Below are 14,220 nucleotides of genomic sequence, written 5' to 3'. Positions count from 1 at the left end.
GGGGCTCTCACTCACCGTGCGCGAAGCGCCCCGGTCACTCGGGCTGTCCGCCCGCCTGCTGCGCGGCGACGGACTTGCGGACCTCGTCCATGTCCAGCTTCCGCGCCTGGCCGATGACGTCCTCCAGCGCGGCCTCCGGCAGCGCGCCCGGCTGCGCGAAGATCGCCACGTTCTCCCTGACGATCATCAGCGTCGGGATCGAGCGGATCTCGAAGGCGGCGGCCAGCTCCTGCTGCGCCTCGGTGTCGACCTTGGCGAAGACCAGGTCCTGGTGGCGCTCGGACGCCGCCTCGTAGACCGGGCCGAACTGACGGCAGGGTCCGCACCAGGAAGCCCAGAAGTCGATCAGGACGAAGTCGTTCCCGCTCACGACCTCGTCGAAGTTGTCCTTGGTGAGCTCGATGGTGCTCATGCCGCCGCCTTTCCCGTCTCCGGTGGTGTCCTCACGGTCCTCTGGGGACTCGCCCCGCACAACGGTCTGTCGAGCCGCGCTATTCCGGCCCCCACCCACCAGACTGGTCCCCATGACGCGAACGGTGGAGAACGAGCACGAGTACGACGTGGTGGTGCTGGGTGCGGGACCGGTCGGCGAGAACGTCGTCGACCGGGTGAGGGCGGCCGGTCTGACCGCCGCGATCGTGGAGGCCGAACTCCTCGGCGGCGAGTGCTCCTACTGGGCGTGCATGCCCAGCAAGGCCCTGCTCCGCCCGGTCCTGGCCCGCTCGGACGCGCGCAAGGTCCCCGGCCTGCGCGAAGCGGTCTACGGCCCCCTGGACGCGCTGGAGGTCTTCGCGCACCGGGACGAGACCGTGGGCCACTGGAAGGACGACGGGCAGGTCGACTGGCTGGACTCGATCGGCGTACGCGTCTACCGCGGGCACGGGCGCGTGGCGGGTCCCCGCCGGGTCGCCGTCGACGGCCCCGAGGGCGAGCGCCACGTCCTGTCCGCGCGGCACGCGGTGGCCGTCTGCACCGGCAGCCGCGCCGTCCTGCCCCCGCTGCCCGGGCTCTCCGGCGCGCGCCCCTGGACCAGCCGCGAGGCGACCAGCGCCGACCGGGTGCCGGGCCGGCTGCTCGTGGTCGGCGGCGGCGTCGTCGGCGTGGAGATGGCCACCGCGTGGCACGCCCTCGGCTCCCACGTCACGATGCTGGTGCGCGGCGACGGGCTGCTGCCCCGGATGGAGCCCTTCGTCGGTGAGCGGGTCGCCGAGGCCCTGCGGGCGCGCGGCGCCGACGTCCTCACCGGCGTGTCGGTCGAGGCGGTCGTACGGGACGGCGGCCGCGGCCCCGTCACCGTGGTCCTGGAGGGCGGCGACACGATCGAGGGCGACGAGGTGCTCTTCGCCACCGGCCGCGCCCCGCGCACCGAGTCCATCGGCCTGGAGACCGTCGGCCTGGAACCCGGCTCCTGGCTCGACGTCGACGACAGCCTCCTGGTGGCCGGCACCGACTGGCTGTACGCGGTCGGCGACGTCAACCACCGGGCCCTCCTCACCCACCAGGGCAAGTACCAGGCCCGGATCGCGGGCGCCGCGATCGCCGCCCGCGCGGCCGGCACCGCTCCCGCCGGCGCAGCGCCCTGGGGGCCGCTCGCGGCCACCGCCGACCACGGGGCCGTCCCCCAGGTGGTCTTCTGCGACCCGGAGGCCGCCGCCGTCGGCCTGAGCCTGGCCGAGGCCGAACGCGCCGGACACCGGGTCCGCGCGGTCGACGTGGAGATGAGTTCGGTGGCCGGCGCGGGCCTCTACGCCCGGGGCTACCGCGGCCGGGCCCGGATCGTCGTCGACCTCGACCGCGAGGTCCTCCTCGGCGCCACCTTCGTCGGCCCCGCCGTCGGCGAGCTCCTCCACGCCGCCACCGTCGCCGTCACCGCCGAGGTGCCCGTCTCCCGCCTGTGGCACGCGGTCCCCTCGTACCCGACGCTGAGCGAGGTCTGGCTCCGGCTCCTGGAGGCGTACCGGGACGGCACCGGGACGGAGTGAGCCCCGCGGGGCGGGGGACCCGGCGGACGCAGCGGACGGACCGTCACCCCGGCGCGTCCGTCCGGCCGTTCGGGCCCGACGGCCGCCGGGCGGCCGGGCGGGGTCAGGCGCGGGGGACGAGCAGGGCCGCCGCCGCCCGGGCCGAGTCCAGGGCGGGGCGGGCGCCGGACGCGGAGTCCGGGCCGCCGAGGACGACGCGGGTGCTCAGGCCGTCCAGGAGGGCGAGGAGTTCGGAGGCGCGGGCCGCCGCGTCGAGCGGGGCGAAGCGGCCCCGGGCCGCCCCGGCGGCGAGCAGGGACTCCAGGTCGCGCTGCCAGTCGGCGTCCAGTTCCCGCTGGGCCTCGCGCAGTTCGGGGTTGCCGGCGGTCCTGGCCCAGAGTTCGATCCAGAGGGTCCAGCGCGGATCGCGCGGGCCGCGCGGCAGGTAGAGCCGCAGGAAGTCGTCGAGCTTCCGCTCGGCGGTGGTCCGGCGGGCGAGCAGCGCCCGGCGCTCCCCGGCCAGCGCGGCCTCGCTCCAGCGCAGGGCGGCGAGCAGCAGCCGGTCCTTGGAGCCGAAGTAGTACAGGATGTGGCCGCCGCTGGTGCCGAGTCGTTCGGCCAGCGCGGACATGGTGAGGGAGGCGAGGCCGTCCTCGGCGATCGCCGCCATGGCCTCCTCCAGCATCCGCTCCTGGGTGACGTGTCCGTCGCGCCGCCGTGCCGCCCCTGCCACCGTCGCCGTGCCCCGTTCCCTCGCGGCGGCGCCGCCCCTGCGCGGCACCGCGTACGGAAACGACCTTAACCGGATCTCCCCCCAGGTCTTGACGTGGCCGGAACCCGTCACCCATCTTGAATGCCATTCAAGAAGTTAGAACGCCATTCAAGAGGAGCGTGATGTGCTCGACCACCAGCCGGCGACACCGCTGACCGCCACCCGGGACGAGGTCTTCCAGGTCGAGGAGCACGGCATCGACCCCATCCCCGACGCCGAGCGCCACGGCGGAGCCAAGGACGTCTTCTGGGTGTGGTTCGGCTCGAACCTCACCTTCACCTACGTCATCAACGGCGCCCTCGCCGTCTCCTTCGGCCTCTCCTTCTGGCAGGCCACCGCCGTCGTCGTGCTCGGCGGCCTCTCCTTCCTCGCGATCGGCGCCGCGGGCCTCGGCGGCGTCCGCACCGGCACCGCCACCCTGGTGCTCTCCCGCGCCGCCTTCGGCCCCCGCGGCAACCGCCCCGCCGGCGCGCTCAACTGGGTCGTCAGCATCGGCTACACGGTCGTCAACACCGTCGTCGGCACCCTCGCCCTGGAGGCCTTCCTCGCCGCCCTCGGCTGGTCCGGCGGAGCCGGGCCCCGCGCCCTCGCCCTCGCCGTCACCCTCGCCCTGACCTTCGCGATCTCCTTCTGGGGCCACGCCACCGTCCAGTTCGCCGAGCGCTGGATGGCCTACGTCCTCGCCGTCGGCTTCGGCGTCCTCGTCGTCCTCCTGGTGCCGGGCGCCGACACCGCCGCCCCGGCGGCCGGGCCCGGCGCCGCCGGATGGAGCCTGGCCTTCGTGGTGATGCTCGCGGGCCCGTTCTCGTACCTCCCGATGCCCGCCGACTACACCCGCTACCTGCCCCGGACCACGACCCTGCGGGCCGTCACCGTCAGCGGCGCCCTCGGCGGCTTCCTCTCCTCGGTCGCCCTCGGCGTCGCGGGCGTCGCCGCCGCCACGCGGACGGACATGACCGACGCGGTCGCCGGCGCCGAGAGCCTGCTGCCCGGCTGGTTCCGCCCCGTCTTCCTCGCCCTCGTCCTCGGCGGCTCCGTCACCAACTCGGTCATCACCCTCTACTCCTCCGGCCTCAACCTCCAGGTCCTCGGCATCCCCTGGAACCGCGCCCGCGCCCTCGCCGTCAGCGCCGCCGTCACCGCCGCGGGCTCCCTCGGCGCCCTCTTCCTCACCGACTTCACCACCTCCCTCCTCTCCTTCCTCTCCCTCCTGATCATCGTCTTCGCCCCCTGGGGCGGCGTCTTCCTCGCCGACATGGTGCTGCGCCGCTGCCGCTACGACTCCGACTCCCTCCACCGCACCGGCCCCGGCGGCGCCTACTGGTACCGCGCCGGCTGGCACCCCGCCGGCGCCGCGGCCCTCCTCGCCGGCGGCCTCTTCTCCGCCCTCACCTGCGACTCCGCCCTCTGGACCGGCCCCCTCGTCGCCCCGCTCGGCGGCGCCGACCTCACCCTGCTCGGCGCCCCCGTCGCCGCGCTCGTGTACGTCCTCCTGGCCCGCCGCACCGCCACCCCGCACCCGGCAGCCTGACCGGGCCCACGCCCCCGCCACCCCACGACCCCACCCCACTCACCCGGCCGGGCCCGGCCCGTCCGCGCCCGCCGCCACCCCTCCCGTACGACAAGGAACGCACCCCGCATGAACGGCACCACCCCCGCCCCCGCCGACCTGCTCCTCACCGGCGCCCGCATCCACACCGTCGACCCCGCGCTGCCGGAGGCGGAGGCGATGGCCGTACGGGACGGGCGGATCGTCTGGCTCGGCGCCGACGCGGACGCCGCCGCCTGGACCGGGCCCGGCACCCGCCTCCTCGACGCCGCCGGACGGCTCGTCCTGCCCGGCTTCGTCGACGCCCACAACCACGTCCGGCTCGGCTCCGACGACGCCTGCGTCCAGCTCGCCGGCGCCCGCACCCTCGACGAGATCCACGCGCGCGTGCGGACCTGGCACGCCGCCCACCCCGACGCCCCCTGGATCGAGGCCGAGGCGTTCGACTACTCCGCGATCCCCGGCGGCCGCATGCCCACCGCCGCCGACCTCGACCCCGCCACCGGCGACACCCCCGCCCTCGTCCTCAGCTACGACGTCCACACCGCCTGGCTCAACACCGCCGCCCTGCGCGCCCTCGGCGTCGACCGCGACCACACCGACCTGCCCTTCGGCCGCGCCGTCACCGACCCCGCCACGGGTGAACCCACCGGCTTCGTCAAGGACTTCGCGGTCAAGGGCCTCTCCCGGGACGGCCACCGCGCGCTGCGCGCCCTCGGCGTCCCGTGGGCCTCGCCCGACCGCCAGTACGGGCGCCTCGCCCGCAGCCTCGACGACGCCGTCCGCTTCGGCATCACCACCGTCGTCGAACCCCAGAACTCCCTCGACGACCTCGCCCTCTTCACCCGCGCGCGGGCCGAGGGCCGGCTCCGCTCCCGGATCGTCGCCGCCCTCTTCCACCCGCGCGGCACCACCGACGCCGACCTCGACGCCTTCGAGGCGGCCGCGGGCGAGCACGCCGACGACCGCTTCCGCGTCGGCCCGCTGAAGCTCTACATCGACGACGTCGTCGAACCCCGCACCGCCGCCCTCCTGGAGCCGTACGCCGGCTGCGCCCACCACCGCGGCGACACCTTCTACCCGCCCGAGGAGTTCGCCGACCTGCTGGCCCGTCTCGACGCCCGCGGCTTCCAGTGCTTCGTGCACGCCACCGGCGACCGCGGCATCCGGACCGTCCTCGACGCCGTCGCCCACGCCCGCGCCGTCAACGGCCCGCGCGACGCCCGCCACCAGGTCGTCCACGTCGAGTGCCTCGACCCCGCCGACACCCCGCGCTTCGCCGAACTCGGCGTCGTCGCCTGCATGCAGCCCCGGCACGCCGCCCCGGACATCGCCGGCCCCGGCCAGGACTGGGCCGAGAACATCGGCCCCGACCGCTGGCACAAGGCGTGGCCGCTCCGCGACCTGCGCGACGCGGGCGCCGTGCTCGCCCTCTCCAGCGACTGGAACGTCGCCGAGATGGACCCCATGGTCGGCATCCACGCCGCCGTCACCCGCCGCCCGCTCGCCGGCGGCGAACCCTGGACGGAGGGCCAGACCCTCACCGCCGCCGAGGCCGTCGAGGGCTACACGATGGGCTCGGCGTACGCGAACTTCCTGGAGCACGAGCGGGGTTCGCTCACCGTCGGCAAGCTCGCCGACTTCGTGGTCCTCTCGCGGGACATCCTGCGGATCGCCCCGGACGAGATCCCCGGCACGGTCGCGGAGACGGTCGTCGTGGGCGGCGAGGTGGTCGTCGACGGCGGCGCGGTCGGGGGTGGCGATGCGGTCGTCGGTGGTGGCGGGGCGGTGGGGGCCGTCGCGGGGTGAGTGCGGCCTTGCGGCTCCGCTCCTCAGTGCCCGTCCTTCCCGGAGGTCACCTCCATCCGGCGGACGAACGAGCGGCCCGCGTCCCGGGACTCGTACACCCCGTCCCCGGTCGCGACGAGCACCCGGCGCGCGTCGACGGCGGTCAGCGCCTGCGGGCCGCCGCCGGGCACGGTGCCGGCCCTGGTCCAGGCGGCGCCCCCGTCGCCCGACCGGAAGAGGACCCCCTCCGGCGAGACGCCGTAGAGCGCGTCGGCCGCGCCCCAGGAGACGTACGCGAGGACCTGCCCCGCCCCGGGCGAGAAGGTCCGGCCGCCGTCGGTGCTGCGGGCGACGCCGCTCTCGGTGGTGGCGACCACGGTGTCCGGGGCCGTCGGGGACACGGCGATGTCGAGGGCCCGGAGCTCGGCCCGGTCCTCCCAGGCGGTCAGGTCGCGGGTGACCCGCAGCCGCCCGTTGGTGCTGTCGTAGCCGTAGACGGACCCGCCGGGCGCGGTGTCCAGGGCGTGGAAGTCGACCTCGCCGCCGAGGGACTTCTCCGCCCAGGTGCGCCCGGCGTCGGCCGAGGCGATGAGCCCGAGGTTCGCGGGACCGCCGCTGCCCGGCGCGGGGTGGCCGCTGGCCAGGAAGGTGCCGTCGCGGGCGACGGTGAAGCCCATGAAGTCGTCCCGCCGGTCGCCGACGAGGACGGGCGCGCCGCCGGGGCCGGGGGAGTGGATCCCCTCGTGGGTGGCCACGTACAGGGTGTCCCGGTGGAGGCCGAGTCCGTGGATGTGGGTGAGGGCGGAGGTGGAGGCGGATCCAGGATCCGATCCTTCGGATCCAGAACCCGAGCAGGCGGTGAGGACGAGGGCGAGGGCGGTCGCGGCGCAGACGGCCGCGGCCCTGGGAAGGCGAGGCTTGATCATCGTTCTTTCGTTCGCCGGGAGAGGGCGGGAGGGGAGAAGGGAAGGAAGGCCGGTGGCCGGGTGGGGGAGGGAGCGCGGCCGGGGGCCCGCCCGGAAAGAGGGGGCGGGCCCCCGGCCCGGTCCGCTCCGGCCCGGCCCGCACGCGGACCGGGCCGGGCTCGGACGGGGCCGGGCTCGGACGCCGGCGCGGCTCAGAGCCGGTCGAGGATCTTCCTCAGCTCGGCGATCTCCGCCGTCTGGGCCCGGACGACCTCGCCCGCCAGGGCCTTCGCCTCGGCGTTCCCGCCGTCCTTCTGCTCCGTCTTCGCCATCTCGACCGCCCCCTCGTGGTGGGCGATCATCAGCTCGGCGAAGGTGCGGTCGAAGTCCTCGCCCTTCGCGGCGGCGAGGTCCTTCATGTCCTGCTCGGACATCATCCCGGCCATCGAGTGGCCCATTCCGGCGGACTCGGGCTTGCCCCAGCCCTTGAGCCACGCCTTCATCTTCCGGATCTCGGGGTCCTGCGCCTTCTCGACGGCCGCGACGATCCGCTTGACGTCGGCGTCCTCGGCGCGCCCGTCGGCGAGCTTCGCCATCTCCAGGGCCTGCTCGTGGTGGGGGATCATCATCTGCGCGAACATCACGTCCGCGTCGTTGAAGTCCGCGGTGACCGAGACGGTGGCCGACGGGGTCGTACCGCCGTGGCCCATCCCCTTCATGGGGTCGTCCTCGCCGCAGGCGGCGAGGAGCAGGGCGGCCGCGGTGACGGCGCCGGCCAGGGCGAGGGTGCGGGGGGTGCGCTTCCGGAAAGTACGCATGGTGATTCCTCGGGTGCTGTACGTACGGGCAGGGGGTACCGGGGTGCGCGGGCGGCGTGGAGCGGCCCGCGGCGGGCGGTACGGCCTAGATCCGCAGGACGGACAGCAGGGCGAGGTCGGGAGGGCGGCGCGGCGGGGCGTGCGGCCCGGGCGCGGGTGCGAGCCGCGCGAGGAGGAGGACGAGCCAGTCGGGGCGGCGGCCGAGCGCGGCGCGGACGAGGCCGGCGAGCAGCCAGCCGGCGAGGACGGCCACACAGAGCGTGGTCATGTCCATCCCCGAGCCGGGCGCGTGCCCCTCGTCCTGCGGGGCGGCCCCGTGGGCGCCGTCGGGCCGCGCGGAATGCCCCGCCCCGCCCGCCGTCACCGTTCCGCCGGCCGCCGCCTCCCCGGCCGTCACGGCACCGCTCGTCACGACGTTGCTCGCCACGACACCGTTCGTCACGGCGCCGTGGGCCGTCTCCGAGGGCGGCCCCCCGGGATGGCCCACGGAGTGCATCATGAACACCCCGAGCGCGAGCACGACGACGAGCAGGAGGTGCGCGAGGGCACCTCCTGCTCGCTCGCCGGGGCGCGGCCGGGGTGTGGGCATGATCAGGACCTCCTGGGTCCGACCATACCGTGCCGGGGTATCAGTTCCGCGTCAGGACGGCAGCTCGCCGCTCATCGCCGCGGCCATCCGCAGGTGCGGGGCGGCCTCGTCCTGGCGGCCCTGGCGCTCCAGCGTCCGGCCGAGCATCAGCCGGGCGTAGTGCTCCACCGGGTCGCGCTCCAGGATCGCGCGCAGCTCGGTCTCGGCGTTCCCCAGCTGGGCGGAGTGGTAGTAGGCGCGGGCGAGCAGCAGCCGCTGGGCCGTCTGGTCCGGGTGCTCGGCGACGAGGCCGCGCAGGATGCGGACGGCGGTCTGGTACTCCTTCGCGTCGAAGAACAGCTGCGCGCGGCTCCAGCGGTCGGCGGCCGTTCCGAACTCGTAGTACGTGTCGCTCACTTGCTCTCCCTGTTCCGGGGTGCCGGATCTGCCACCCTGTGGGGTGGTCCGCCCTCGTCAACACCGAAGAGTAGTTGAACATTCCACCACTGGGTCCCGCAGATCCACGGAATCCCCTTCCCCCCACCGGAGAGGTGTCGATCCCCGATGAGCAATCTCGACCGCCAGGCCGAGCTCGCCGTGTGCGGCGGCCGCGGCTTCGTCGTCGCCGAGCCCGTACGCGAACTCCTCAGCCCCCGCCACGTCCGGCTCGGCGAGTCGACCGAGGTGCGGCGCCTGCTGCCGAACCTCGGCCGGCGCATGGTCGGCGCCTGGGTCTTCGTCGACCACTACGGCCCCGACGACATCGCCGACGAGCCCGGCATGCAGGTCCCGCCCCACCCCCACATGGGCCTCCAGACCGTCAGCTGGCTCCACGAGGGCGAGGTCCTGCACCGCGACTCCACCGGCAGCCTCCAGACGATCCGCCCCCGCGAGCTGGGCCTGATGACCTCGGGCCGGGCGATCTCCCACTCCGAGGAGAGCCCCCGCCCGCACGCCCGGCTGCTGCACGGCGCCCAGCTCTGGGTCGCCCTGCCCGACGCCCACCGGCACGTCGAGCCGCACTTCCAGCACCACGCCGACCTGCCCCGCGTCACCGCCCCCGGCCTCACCGCCACGGTGATCCTGGGCTCCCTCGACGGCACGGCCTCGCCGGGCACCGCGTACACCCCGATCGTCGGCGCCGACCTCGCCCTGACCGCCGGCACCGAGGCCGCCCTCCCGCTCGACCCGGACTTCGAGTACGCGGTCCTCGCCATGTCCGGCGAAGTCCACGTCGACGGCGTCCCCGTCCTGCCCGGCTCCATGCTCTACCTGGGCTGCGGCCGCACCGCCCTCCCGCTCCGCGCCTCCTCCGACGCGGGCCTGATGCTCCTCGGCGGCGAACCCTTCGAGGAGGAGATCGTCATGTGGTGGAACTTCGTGGGCCGCACGGACGAGGAGATCCGCCGGGCGAGGGAGGACTGGATGACGTCCGACCGCTTCGGCGAGGTGAAGGGGTACGACGGCGACCGGCTGGACGCGCCGGAAGTCCCGGCGACGCCGCTGAAGGCGCGAGGGAGGGTGCGCTGACCTGGGCCTTCCCTTCTGTATCGATTCGAAGTCGAGGGCCGCTCGGCTTCACCGGGGCTCTCGTCGCGACTGCGGGAGGGTGCGTATCGCAGCCCCTTCCGCAGTCGTGCGGTCGGCGGGTGTGCTTTCGGGGTGTGCTCGGGTGCGAGCAGGTCTGGTCAGCTGAATGCCGACCTTTCGCCGACTTGGCTGACGGTTCATCGGGTGCTCTGAGGGTGTAGCGCGGGCAGTGGCAGCGCGCCGGTCTCGGCACCGTTGACGTCGTTGCGGCTTCCGCCGGTCAGCGACACGGCGAGTGGCATGCCCTGTCCGTCGACGAGGACGTGGTGCTTGCTGCCCGGACGCGCTCGGTCGACCGGGCCGGGTCCGCTTTTGGGCCGCGTCGAGCGGCCCGGACGTGGCTGGGGTTGATTACCGCCCGCGACCAGTCCAGCTGCTTGGCCGAGCGCGGCTTCTCGAGCGGGACCAGGTGCGGCTGGTCCCGCACGCCGGCCTCGTTCCAGGTCGCCAGGCGTCGTCAGCACGTCATGCCGGAGCCGGAGCTGAGCTCCTGGGGCGGGTGTTCCCGCTGGATGTCGGTGTGCAGTACGAACAGGATCCCGCACAGAGCCTGCCGGTCAGGAACCCGGGGCCGCCCCGCCACCGGCTTCGGCGCCTGAGCCGGCAACAGCGGCTCGACCGGCGACCACAGTTCATCCGGCACGATCCACGGCCGGGAGTTCCTCTTCGCCACGAACAGGCCGACGGACAACCCGGCCGACAGTGACGTGATCAACAGCTTCTGTCGGGACCTCTGAGAGCCGGTCCGCGCTCTGTCCGCCCGGCGCCTCGGCCACGAACGCCCCGAGGGGTTCCGGCGAAGTGGGGCGGTCGGGTTCGGGGGCGGTCGGTCATCCAGCGGGCGGCGAGGAGGCCCGAGAGCGCTGTGAGGACGGCGGCGGCGAGGATGGTGGCGTCCAGACCGAGCGCGTCGGCGAGGACCCCCGCGACCAGGGCGCCGGCGGCGTAGCCGATGTCGCGCCAGAACCGGTACGTGCCGAGGGCGTGGGCCCGCCAGGCGGGGTGGGCGTGGTCGGAGACGGAGGCGATGAGCGCGGGGTAGACCAGCGCGGTGCCGAGCCCGAGGCCGACGGCGGAGAGGACTCCGGCGAGGAGCGGGCCGCCCGGGAGGGCGAGGGCGAGCAGCAGGGCCGCCGCCTGGACGAGCATCCCGGCCACGACGAGCGGCTTGCGGCCGATCCGGTCGGCGAGGTGCCCCGCCGGAATCTGGCCCACGCCCCACAGCAGCGGGTAGATCCCCTTGATCAGGCCGATGGCGGCGATGCCGAGGCCGTGGTCGGTGAAGAGCAGCGGGAAGACGCCCCAGGTCAGACCGTCGTTGAGGTTGTTGACCAGACCGGCCTGACTGGCGCCGCGCAGGGAGCGGTCGCGCCAGGAGGTGAGGGCGAAGGTCTCCCGGAAGGAAGGCCCGGCCGGCCCGCCGCCTCCGGGCGCCGGGTGGCGGGAGAGTTCGAGGGCCAGGTGGGCGGCGGTGTCCTTGGCCGCCAGGGACAGGCCGAGTCCGGCGGCGAGGAAGACCACGCCGACGAGCTCGGGCGCGGGCCGCAGGCCGTGGTGGGTGGCGAGGTAGCCGGTGAGCAGGGCGGTGGCGCCCACCGACACGTAACCGGCAGCCTCGTTGAGGCCGGTGGCGAGTCCGCGGCGGGCGGGTCCCACGAGGTCGATCTTCATGTTGACGGTCATCGACCAGGTCAGTCCCTGGTTGACGCCTAGGAGGACGTTCGCCGCCACGATCCACCACCACGACGGCGCCCAGGCCAGTACGAACGGGACGGGCACGCCGATCAGCCAGCCGGTGAGCAGGAGCTGTCTGCGCCGGAACCGGGCGGTGAGCGCCCCGGCGGCGAGGTTGGTGAGGGCCTTGGCGAGCCCGAAGGCGATGATGAACGAGAAGACGGCCAGGTTCCCGGCGAGTCCGAAGACCTCGGTCCCGATCAGGGGGACCGTCGTCCGCTCCAGCCCGACCAGTGCCCCGACCGCCGCCGTGACGACGACGAGCAGGACGAACTGCGCCCGGTTCTCCCGGAGCCCCAGCCGGACGGCGCCGGGGGAGGGCGGCGGGGCAGCCATGGTCCTCTGGGTCATCTCGTCGCCGTCCTTTCCGTTCTCGTATTCGCAGATCAGCATACCCCCACGGGTATGTATCTCCCCTTTTCTCGCGCGGCCTCCACTGTGACGTGAGATACCCGGGGGGGTATTTGACTTCCCCTTCCGGTCCTGCCTACAGTCGACGGCGTAAGTACCCCGGGGGGTATCCGAAAGGGTGATCTCCATGCGTGAAGTGGATCTGGACGTCTTCGCGGCCGAGCTGGCTCAGGGCGCTTTCGCCATCGACGTCCGCGAGCCGGACGAATACGCGGCGGGCCACGTGCCGGGCGCCCGCCCCGCACCGCTCTCCGAGCTCGGTGCCCATCTCGCCGTGCTGCCCGCCGACCGGCTCGTCTACGTCATCTGTGCGAGCGGCAACCGCAGCGCCTGGGCCGCCGAGCACCTGGAGGCCGCCGGCTTCCAGGCGGTTTCGGTCGCGGGCGGCACCTCCGGCTGGGCCCGCGCCGGCCGCCCGGTCGTGCGCGGCTCGGACGTCCGGGCCGCCTGACGGGCCGGCCGACCGCTCTCCCACCGCACTTCCGCGGGGTTCCGCTCCGCGCTCGTTCTCTCCGTCGAAAGGTTCGCCGTGTTCTTCGCCCAGTACTACCTCGACTGCCTGTCCCAGGCGTCGTACATGATCGCCGACGAGCAGACCGGGCAGGCGGTGGTGGTCGACCCGCGCCGGGACGTCTCCGAGTACCTCGCCGACGCCCGGGCCCGTGGCCTGACCGTCGTCGGTGTGATCAACACCCACTTCCACGCGGACTTCGTCGCCGGGCACTTGGAGATGGCGGCCGAGACGGGTGCGTGGATCGGCTATGGCGCGCGTGCCGAGACGGAGTACCCGGTCCGGCACCTGGCTGAGGGCGAGCGGATCTCGCTCGGTGACGTCACCCTGCAGGTCATGGAGACTCCCGGGCACACCCCGGAGTCGATCAGCGTCCTGGTGTACGAGCACGCCGACGACGCCGTCCCGTACGGCGTCCTGACCGGCGACGCCCTCTTCATCGGCGACGTCGGCCGCCCCGACCTGCTCGCCTCCGTCGGCGTCACCGCCGACGAACTGGGCGCGATGCTCCACGACAGCGTCCAGAACAAGCTGATGGGCCTGCCCGACGAGGTCCGCGTCTTCCCCGCTCACGGGGCGGGCTCCGCCTGCGGCAAGAACCTGTCCACGGAGAAGACCTCCACCATCGGCGAGCAGCGCGCCACCAACTACGCCTGCGCTCCGATGAGCCGCGAGGAGTTCGTGGCCCTGGTCACCGCCGGCCAGTCGGCTGCGCCCGGCTACTTCGCCTACGACGCCGACCTCAACCGCAAGGACCGCACCCTGTACGACGCGACCGCCGCGGCCCGGCCGCTCGCGCTCGGCGAGTTCACCGAACTGCGCGACGGCGGAGCGGTCGTCGTCGACGCCCGCGACCCGCAGGAGTTCGCCGCGGGCCACCTGAGCGGCGCGGTGAACGTGCCCGCCGACGGGCGGTTCGCCGAACAGGCGGGCACCGTCCTCGACCCGGCCGCAGAACTGCTCGTCATTGCCCCGCAGAACCGCGAGGAGGAGGTCGTCACCCGGCTCGCCCGCGTCGGCTTCGACCGGGTCGTGGGCTACGTCCGCAACCCCGAGGACGCGCTGCGCGTGCTGGCCGACGAGGTCGCCCCGGCCAGCCGCCTCACCGCCGCGCACCTCAAGGCCGCCCTGGCCGGGGAGAACCCCCCGCTGGTGGTGGACGTGCGCACCTGCGGCGAGCGCGAGGCCAACGGCTTCATCCCCGAGGCCCTGCACATCCCGCTCAGCGAGCTGCCCGCCCGAGCCGGTGAACTCCCCGCCGACCGGCCCCTGGTCCTGCACTGTGCGGGCGGCCACCGGTCCTCCATCGCCGCCAGCCTGCTGCGCCACCGCGGCTTCGAGGACGTCTCCGACATCCTCGGCGGCTGGGCCGCCTGGGCCCTCGCGGCCGAGCCGGCAGCCGTCTGACCACCCGATCGCCGGCCGGGCACGAGTCCGGCACCCTTTCCGCCGTGCACCGCCGGCCCGTGGAGGAGTCAGGGGCCGCACTGCCCCCACTCCTCCCCGTCGTGGGGGGGGGGGGGGGGGGCCCCCCGCCCCCCCCCCCCCCCCAAAACAAAAAAAAAGGAGAGGCCAGCCGCCACCCCACACAAACACACAAAAGCAAAAAACCA

14 protein-coding genes are annotated in these 14,220 nt (G+C 74.2%); 6 read left to right on the top strand and 8 right to left on the bottom strand.

The window, feature by feature from the left end; genetic code table 11:
* Nucleotides 1-34: 34 nt before the first annotated feature.
* Complete coding sequence (gene trxA / locus ACFW6A_RS04815; protein ID WP_351854566.1) at nt 35-412, bottom strand: thioredoxin; 378 nt, start codon at nt 410-412, stop codon at nt 35-37.
* Between the two features lie 112 nt (nt 413-524).
* Between trxA and ACFW6A_RS04810 the strand changes: the two genes are divergently transcribed.
* Nucleotides 525-1,982 (top strand): dihydrolipoyl dehydrogenase family protein, encoded by a 1,458-nt coding sequence (locus ACFW6A_RS04810; protein ID WP_386484234.1) that lies wholly within the window; start codon nt 525-527, stop codon nt 1,980-1,982.
* Between the two features lie 103 nt (nt 1,983-2,085).
* Here ACFW6A_RS04810 and ACFW6A_RS04805 read toward each other — a convergent pair whose 3' ends face one another.
* Nucleotides 2,086-2,694 carry a TetR/AcrR family transcriptional regulator gene (locus tag ACFW6A_RS04805; protein WP_386484232.1) on the bottom strand — a complete coding sequence of 203 codons (609 nt, stop codon included), beginning with the start codon at nt 2,692-2,694 and terminating at the stop codon, nt 2,086-2,088.
* Between the two features lie 163 nt (nt 2,695-2,857).
* On the opposite strand from ACFW6A_RS04805, the gene ACFW6A_RS04800 reads away from it, so the two are divergent.
* Both ACFW6A_RS04800 and ACFW6A_RS04795 read left to right on the top strand, forming a co-directional pair.
* Entirely contained in the window at nt 2,858-4,264 is a 1,407-nt protein-coding gene (locus ACFW6A_RS04800; RefSeq protein ID WP_386638661.1) for a purine-cytosine permease family protein, read from the top strand.
* A gap of 108 nt (nt 4,265-4,372) precedes the next feature.
* On the top strand, nt 4,373-6,091 hold the full coding sequence (locus ACFW6A_RS04795; protein WP_351854555.1) for an amidohydrolase: 1,719 nt from the start codon (nt 4,373-4,375) through the stop codon (nt 6,089-6,091).
* Between the two features lie 23 nt (nt 6,092-6,114).
* Here the strand turns inward: ACFW6A_RS04795 and ACFW6A_RS04790 are convergent, their stop codons facing one another.
* The 4 genes from ACFW6A_RS04790 to ACFW6A_RS04775 all read right to left on the bottom strand — a co-directional run bounded on the left by ACFW6A_RS04790 (nt 6,115) and on the right by ACFW6A_RS04775 (nt 8,778).
* Nucleotides 6,115-6,996: a F510_1955 family glycosylhydrolase gene (locus ACFW6A_RS04790; protein ID WP_386484741.1), complete on the bottom strand. Its 882-nt coding sequence runs from the start codon at nt 6,994-6,996 to the stop codon at nt 6,115-6,117.
* A gap of 191 nt (nt 6,997-7,187) precedes the next feature.
* Nucleotides 7,188-7,793, bottom strand: coding sequence for a DUF305 domain-containing protein (locus ACFW6A_RS04785; RefSeq protein WP_386638657.1), 606 nt, complete (start codon nt 7,791-7,793; stop codon nt 7,188-7,190).
* Between the two features lie 85 nt (nt 7,794-7,878).
* On the bottom strand, nt 7,879-8,382 hold the full coding sequence (locus tag ACFW6A_RS04780; protein WP_386638654.1) for a hypothetical protein: 504 nt from the start codon (nt 8,380-8,382) through the stop codon (nt 7,879-7,881).
* A gap of 51 nt (nt 8,383-8,433) precedes the next feature.
* Nucleotides 8,434-8,778, bottom strand: coding sequence for a tetratricopeptide repeat protein (locus ACFW6A_RS04775; RefSeq protein WP_351857120.1), 345 nt, complete (start codon nt 8,776-8,778; stop codon nt 8,434-8,436).
* 147 nt (nt 8,779-8,925) lie between these two features.
* Between ACFW6A_RS04775 and ACFW6A_RS04770 the strand changes: the two genes are divergently transcribed.
* Nucleotides 8,926-9,891 carry a pirin family protein gene (locus ACFW6A_RS04770; protein WP_351857118.1) on the top strand — a complete coding sequence of 322 codons (966 nt, stop codon included), beginning with the start codon at nt 8,926-8,928 and terminating at the stop codon, nt 9,889-9,891.
* A 517-nt stretch (nt 9,892-10,408) separates the two neighbouring features.
* On the opposite strand, the gene ACFW6A_RS04765 is transcribed toward ACFW6A_RS04770, so the two are convergent.
* Nucleotides 10,409-10,666 carry a transposase gene (locus tag ACFW6A_RS04765; RefSeq protein ID WP_386638651.1) on the bottom strand — a complete coding sequence of 86 codons (258 nt, stop codon included), beginning with the start codon at nt 10,664-10,666 and terminating at the stop codon, nt 10,409-10,411.
* Nucleotides 10,663-12,078 (bottom strand): MFS transporter, encoded by a 1,416-nt coding sequence (locus ACFW6A_RS04760; RefSeq protein ID WP_386638648.1) that lies wholly within the window; start codon nt 12,076-12,078, stop codon nt 10,663-10,665. The genes ACFW6A_RS04765 and ACFW6A_RS04760 overlap by 4 nt, the downstream gene beginning before the upstream one ends.
* A 145-nt stretch (nt 12,079-12,223) precedes the next feature.
* Between ACFW6A_RS04760 and ACFW6A_RS04755 the strand changes: the two genes are divergently transcribed.
* Nucleotides 12,224-12,547: a rhodanese-like domain-containing protein gene (locus tag ACFW6A_RS04755; protein WP_351857114.1), complete on the top strand. Its 324-nt coding sequence runs from the start codon at nt 12,224-12,226 to the stop codon at nt 12,545-12,547.
* Between the two features lie 78 nt (nt 12,548-12,625).
* Nucleotides 12,626-14,014, top strand: coding sequence for a rhodanese-like domain-containing protein (locus tag ACFW6A_RS04750; protein WP_386484734.1), 1,389 nt, complete (start codon nt 12,626-12,628; stop codon nt 14,012-14,014).
* Nucleotides 14,015-14,220: the final 206 nt, after the last annotated feature.

Source organism: Streptomyces sp. NPDC058758 (assembly GCF_042746075.1).
Lineage (GTDB): Bacteria > Actinomycetota > Actinomycetes > Streptomycetales > Streptomycetaceae > Streptomyces.
This window is presented reverse-complemented; position numbering and strand designations above follow the sequence as displayed.

What these genes read in the sequence shown, in the direction of transcription:
- trxA (WP_351854566.1), bottom strand. Translation starts at nt 412, where the DNA reads ATGAGCACCATCGAGCTCACCAAGGACAACTTCGACGAGGTCGTGAGC.
- ACFW6A_RS04810 (WP_386484234.1), top strand. Translation starts at nt 525, where the DNA reads ATGACGCGAACGGTGGAGAACGAGCACGAGTACGACGTGGTGGTGCTG.
- ACFW6A_RS04795 (WP_351854555.1), top strand. Translation starts at nt 4,373, where the DNA reads ATGAACGGCACCACCCCCGCCCCCGCCGACCTGCTCCTCACCGGCGCC.
- ACFW6A_RS04790 (WP_386484741.1), bottom strand. Translation starts at nt 6,996, where the DNA reads ATGATCAAGCCTCGCCTTCCCAGGGCCGCGGCCGTCTGCGCCGCGACC.
- ACFW6A_RS04785 (WP_386638657.1), bottom strand. Translation starts at nt 7,793, where the DNA reads ATGCGTACTTTCCGGAAGCGCACCCCCCGCACCCTCGCCCTGGCCGGC.
- ACFW6A_RS04780 (WP_386638654.1), bottom strand. Translation starts at nt 8,382, where the DNA reads ATGCCCACACCCCGGCCGCGCCCCGGCGAGCGAGCAGGAGGTGCCCTC.
- ACFW6A_RS04770 (WP_351857118.1), top strand. Translation starts at nt 8,926, where the DNA reads ATGAGCAATCTCGACCGCCAGGCCGAGCTCGCCGTGTGCGGCGGCCGC.
- ACFW6A_RS04760 (WP_386638648.1), bottom strand. Translation starts at nt 12,078, where the DNA reads ATGCTGATCTGCGAATACGAGAACGGAAAGGACGGCGACGAGATGACC.
- ACFW6A_RS04755 (WP_351857114.1), top strand. Translation starts at nt 12,224, where the DNA reads ATGCGTGAAGTGGATCTGGACGTCTTCGCGGCCGAGCTGGCTCAGGGC.